Source organism: Pseudomonas sp. NBRC 111127 (genome assembly GCF_001320345.1).
Classification (GTDB): domain Bacteria; phylum Pseudomonadota; class Gammaproteobacteria; order Pseudomonadales; family Pseudomonadaceae; genus Aquipseudomonas; species Aquipseudomonas juntendi.
On record NZ_BCBD01000228.1, the window covers coordinates 1 to 6,401 of the forward strand.

Below are 6,401 nucleotides of genomic sequence, written 5' to 3' on the forward strand. Positions count from 1 at the left end.
GTGGCTTCCGCATCGAGCTGGGCGAGATCCAGGCGCGGCTGCAGGCGCTGCCCCAGGTGCGTGAGGCCGTGGTGCTGGCCCAGGAGGGGCCGAGCGGTACCCAGCTGGTCGGTTACCTGGTGGCCGGGCAAGCGGTGGCCGACCAGGCGGTCTGGCGTGAGGCGGTCAAGGCCGCGCTGCGCGAGGACCTGCCGGAGTACATGGTGCCGGCGCACCTGCTGCTGCTCGAGCGCGTGCCGCTGACCGCCAACGGCAAGCTCGACCGCCGCGCCTTGCCGGCGGCGGATGCCAGCCTGCTGCAACAGGCCTATGTAGCCCCGCAAAGCGAAATGGAACAGCGCATTGCTGCTGTCTGGGCCGAGGTGCTGCGTCTGGAGCGGGTCGGCTTGAGCGACAACTTCTTCGAGCTGGGTGGCGACTCGATCATTTCCATCCAGGTGGTCAGCCGTGCCCGTCAGGCCGGTATTCATTTCACCCCCAAGCAGCTGTTCCAGCACCAGACCGTGCAGGGCCTGGCCCGTGTGGCGCGCGAGGGCGGCGCGGCGCCGCGTATCGACCAGGGCGCGGTGCAGGGCGGCATGCCGCTGCTGCCGGTACAGCAGTGGTTCTTCGGCGAAGTGACCGACCAGGCGCACCACTGGAACCAGTCAGTGCTGCTGCGTCCCACTCGGGTCTTGCAGGCGGCGACCGTCGAGGCAGCCTTGCAGGCTCTGCTGGTGCAGCACGATGCGTTGCGCCTGCGCTTTACCCGCGAGCAGGGGCAGTGGCAGGCCAGTCACGGTCAGCCTGGCCAGGCCAAGGACCTGCTCTGGCAGCGGCAGGCCGCCGACCAGGACGCGCTGCTGGCACTGTGTGAAGCGGCGCAACGCAGCCTGAGCCTGGAAGGGCCGCTGCTGCGTGCTGTGCTGGTCGGCATGGGCGACGGCAGCCAACGCTTGCTGCTGGTGATCCACCACCTGGTCATCGACGGCGTGTCCTGGCGCGTGCTGTTCGAGGACCTGCAACAGGCCTGCGCGCAACTGGATGCGCAGCAGCCTGTGCGGCTGCCGGCAAAAACCAGTGCCTACAAGGCCTGGGCCGAGCGGTTGGGGGAGCACGCCCGTAGTGACGCGGTGGCGCGCGAGCTGGCCTGGTGGCAAGGCCAGCTGGCCGATGCTCCGCAGGGCCTGCCGTGCGCCAATCCGGCCGGGGGCCAGCAGAACCGCCATGCCCGCAGCCTGCATACGCGGCTGGACAGCGAGCTCACCCGGCAGTTGCTGCAGCAGGCCCCGGCGGCTTACCGCACCCAGGTCAACGACCTGCTGCTGACCGCGCTGGCCCGGGTGGTGTGCCGCTGGAGCGCGCAGCACACCGCGCTGATCCAACTTGAAGGGCATGGCCGCGAAGACCTGTTCGACGACATCGACCTGACTCGCACCGTCGGCTGGTTCACTACCTTGTTCCCGCTGGCCCTCACGCCTGCGCAGGACCTGGCAGGCTCGATCAAGGCGGTCAAGGAGCAACTGCGCGCCGTCCCCGCCAAGGGCATCGGCTACGGCATGCTCCGCCACCTGGGCGATGCGGCGGTGCAGGCCGGTCTTGCCGCGTTGCCGGTGCCGCGTATCACCTTCAACTATCTGGGGCAGTTCGATGGCAGTTTCGACGCCGAGCAGGGTGCACTGTTCGTCCCGGTCGGCGAGCCGCGCGGCGAGGAGCAGAGCCCGGCGGCGCCGCTGGGCAACTGGCTGACGCTCAATGGGCAGGTCTACGGTGGTGAACTGACCGTCGCCTGGACCTACAGCCACGAGATGTTCTCTGCGGCCACGGTCCAGGCCTTGGCCGATGACTACGCTGCCGAGCTGAAGGCGCTCATCGCCCATTGCTGCGACCCGCACCATGCCGGTGTCACGCCCTCGGACTTCCCGCTGGCACGCCTGGATCAGGCGCACCTCGACCAGTTGCTGGACGATCCGCGCGCGGTCGAGGATGTCTATCCGTTGTCGCCGATGCAACAGGGCATGCTGTTCCATAGCCTGTATGGCCAGGGCAACGGCGACTATATCAACCAGATGCGGGTGACCGTGGAAGGCTTGCAGGTCGAGCGTTTCCGTGCAGCCTGGCAGGCGTCGGCCGATGCCCAGCCGATCCTGCGCAGTCGCTTCGCCTGGGAAGGTGACATCGGCCAGCCGCTGCAGATCGTCCAGCGCCAGGTCCAGGTGCCGTTCGACTACCTCGACTGGCATGCCGAGGCCGAGCCTGGCGCACGCCTGGACGCCCTGGCCGAGGCCGAGCACGCACGTGGTTTCGACCTGCGTGAGGCGCCGTTGCTGCGTATGACCGTGGTGCGCACCAGCGAGCAATGCTTCGAGCTGATCTACACCAACCATCACATTCTCATGGACGGCTGGAGCAACTCCCAGTTGATGGGGGAAGTGCTGCAGCGTTATGCCGGCCAGGCACCGGCCCAGGCCGGGCGTTACCGCGACTACATCGACTGGTTGCAGCGCCAGGATCCGGCGGTCAGCGAAGCGTTCTGGCGCGAGCGCCTGGCCGAGCTGGAGGCGCCCACACGTTTGGCCCAGGGCCTGCAAGCCGAGCCTGGCAGCGGGTACGCCAGCCATGTGCGGCTGGTCGACGCCGAGCGCACGCAGCGCCTGGAAGCCTTCGCCCGCCAGCAGAAGGTCACTGTCAACACCCTGCTGCAAGCAGCCTGGCTACTGCTGCTGCAGCGCTACAGCGGGCAGGCCACGGTGGCCTTCGGCGCCACTGTGGCGGGCCGGCCGCTGGAGCTGCCGGGTATCGAGCAGCAGATCGGTCTGTTCATCAATACCCTGCCGGTGATCGCCACCCCACGGCCGGCCCAGTCCGTGGCCGACTGGCTGCAGGCAGTGCAGGCGCTCAACCTTGGCTTGCGTGAGCATGAGCACACGCCCTTGTTCGATATCCAGCGCTGGGCCGGGCAGGGCGGTGACGCGCTGTTCGACAGCCTGCTGGTGTTCGAGAACTACCCGGTGGCCGAGGCCCTGGAGCGTGGCGCGCCACAGGAGTTGCGCTTCGGCAGCGTCGACAGTCGCGAGCAGACCAACTACCCGCTGACCCTGGGCGTGAACCTGGGCGGTACCCTGGAGCTGCACTACAGCTTCATGCGGGCCCATTTCGATGAGGCGGCCATTGTCCGCCTGGACCAGCAACTGGTCGGCCTGATGGAGCAGTTCAGCCAGGCGCCCGCTGCGGCCTTGGGCAACCTGAGCCTGCTCGATAGCCAGGCCCGGCAGGCTCTGGCCGTGGCCAACGCGCCGCAGCCATGGCAGGACGGCTTGCTGGTGCACCAACGCATCGCGGCCCAGGCCGCGCGCCGGCCTCAGGCTCCAGCGGTACTGTTCGGTGACCAGGTGCTGGACTTCGCCAGCCTGGAGCGTCAGGCCAACCAACTGGCCCATCGCCTGGTCGCCGAAGGCGTAGGCGCCGAGATCCGCGTCGGCGTGGCCTTGCCCCGTGGGCCGCAGGTGATCGTGGCCTTGCTCGCCGTGCTCAAGGCCGGTGGCGCCTATGTGCCGCTGGACGCCAGCTATCCGGCCGAGCGCCTGGCCTACCTGATGCAGGACTCTGGTATCGCCCTGTTGCTCAGCGACTCGACCTTGCGCGGGCAGCTGCCGCTGCCGGCGGCGTTGGCTGCCCTCTATCTCGACCAGCTCGACCTGGCCGCACAGCCGACCCATGCGCCGCGAACAGTCGTGCAGCCGCAGAGCCTGGCCTATGTGATCTACACCTCCGGTTCCACCGGCAAGCCCAAGGGGGTGTGCGTCGAGCACGGCCCGCTGGCGATGCACTGCGAAGCCATCGGCCGGCGCTATGCCATGGTCGAGGACGATTGCGAGCTGCACTTCATGTCGTTTGCCTTCGACGGCGCTCATGAGCGCTGGCTCACCGCGTTGACCCACGGCAGCCGCCTGCTGGTGCGGGATGACAGCCTCTGGGAGCCAGGCCAGACCTGCGCGCGCATGCGTGAGCACGGCGTGACCGTGGCGGCGTTCCCGCCAGCGTACCTGTTGCAGATGGCCGAGCACGTCGAGCTGCATGGCCAGGCGCCGAAGGCGCGCATTTACTGCTTCGGCGGCGACGCGGTGCCGCGTGACAGCTACCAGCGCGTGCATGCCGCCCTGGCGCCGGAGCACATCATCAATGGCTACGGCCCGACCGAGACGGTGGTGACCCCGCTGATCTGGAAAGCCGACCGCGCGACCGACTGCGGCGCTGCCTACGCACCGATCGGCACGCGTATCGGCGACCGTCGCACCTACGTGCTGGCCGCCGACCTGAGCGTGCTGCCAGCCGGCCTGCAGGGTGAGCTGTACCTTGGTGGCCACGGGCTGGCCCGTGGCTACCTGGACCGGCCGGGCATGACCGCCGAGCGCTTCGTGCCCGACCCGCACGGCGAGCCGGGCGCGCGCCTGTACCGCAGTGGCGACCTGGTACGCGAGCGCCGCGATGGCGTGTTCGACTACCAGGGGCGCGTGGACAACCAGGTGAAAATCCGCGGTTTCCGCGTTGAATTGGGCGAAGTCGAGGCCCGCCTGCTGGCCCAGGCGGGTGTGCGCGATGCCGCCGTGGTCGCCCGGCCAGGCCCGAGCGGCCAGCAGTTGGTCGGTTATGTGGTGGCGTCGCAGCCAGGTCAGGCTGATGCCGCGTGGTGCGACGCGCTCAGGGCGAGCCTGCGCGACGTGCTGCCGGACTATATGGTTCCGGCGCATGTCCTGGCGCTTGCCAGCATGCCGCTGACCCCCAACGGCAAGCTTGACCGCAAGGCGCTGCCCCAGCCTGAGGCCGGTCAGTCCCGACAGGATCACCAGCCACCGCGTACCGCGCTGGAGCAGACGGTGGCGGCGATCTGGGCCGATGTGCTCAAGCTGCCGCAGGTGGGCTTGCACGATCACTTCTTCGAGCTGGGTGGTCATTCGTTGCTGGCCACCCAGGTCGTCGCCCGGGTGCGTCACGCTTTGCAGGTCGAGGTGGCGCTGCGCACCTTGTTCGAGCATGGCACCCTGCAAGCGTTCTGCGCCCAGCTGTCTGAGTCTGCCAACGCAGCGGTTCCCGCCATCGGCCTGGCCGATCGCTCGCGGGCGCTGGCCTTGTCCTATGCCCAGGAGCGTCAGTGGTTCCTCTGGCAGCTGGCCCCGGACAGCGCCGCCTACCATATTCCGGTGGCCCTGCGCCTGCGCGGGGCATTGCGTGTCGAAGCCCTGCGCCGGGCGTTCGAACACCTGGTGGCGCGGCACGAGAGCCTGCGCACGGTGTTCGTGCATGCACAGGGGCGTACCGAGCAGGTGATACAGGCGCCGTATGCCTTCGAGCTGCCGCTAGAGGTGCTGGCCGATGCCAGCGATGCCGCGCTGCTGCCGCGGGTGGAACAGGAGGTCGCACGGCCGTTCGACCTCGCGCAGGGCCCGCTGCTGCGCGCCTGCCTGTTGCGCCAGGGCCGCGATGAACATGTGCTGGTGCTGGTGATGCATCACATCGTCAGCGATGGTGTGTCGATGCAGGTCATGGTCGACGAACTGGTGGCCCTGTACGACGCCTTTGACCAAGGGCAGGCACCGAGCCTTGCGCCGCTGCCGATCCAGTACGCTGACTATGCCGCCTGGCAGCGTCAGTGGATGGACGCTGGTGAGCGTGAGCGGCAGCTGACCTATTGGGTCGAACGCCTGGGTGGCACCCAGCCTGTGCTCGAACTGCCGCTGGATCACCCGCGCCCGGCGATGCGCAGCCAAGCCGGTGCCAGTTTGACGCTGGCCCTGCCCGGTGAGCTGCAGCAGGCGTTGCGCGCGCTGGCCAGGCAACAGGGGGTGACGCTGTTCATGCTGTTGCTGGCGGCTTACCAGACGTTGCTGCACCGCTACAGCGGCCAGTCCGACATCCGTGTCGGTGTGCCGATCGCCAACCGCAACCATGCCCGCACCGAAGGCATGATCGGCTTCTTCGTCAACACCCAGGTGCTCAAGGCCGAGTTCGCGCCGCAGGCGACCTTTGCCGCGCTGCTGGGCCAGGTGCGCCAGGCGGCGCTGGAGGCCCAGGCCTACCAGGACCTGCCGTTCGAGCAACTGGTCGAGGCCCTGGCGCCGGAGCGCAACCTCAGCCACAGCCCGCTGTTCCAGGCACTGTTCAACTACCAGAGCGGCGCACGCCGTGGCCAGGGCGCGCAACAAGCGCATGCCTTGAGCGTCGAAGGGCTGCAATGGGATACCGGTGTCGCTCAGTTCGACCTGACCTTGGATGTGTTCGACAGCGAAGAGGGCATGCTGGCCTCGTTGGTGTATGCCACCGACCTGTTCGAGCGCTCGACCATCGAGCGGCTGTCCACCCACTTCATCAACCTGTTGCAAGGCATCGTCGAGCAACCGCACCAACCGGTGGCCGAACTGCCA

1 protein-coding gene is annotated in these 6,401 nt (G+C 68.3%); it reads left to right on the top strand.

Annotated features, from left to right (window positions below):
• Window positions 1-6,401 (top strand): non-ribosomal peptide synthetase (locus APH30_RS25625; protein WP_156326686.1); only part of this gene is annotated, 6,401 nt, incomplete at both ends.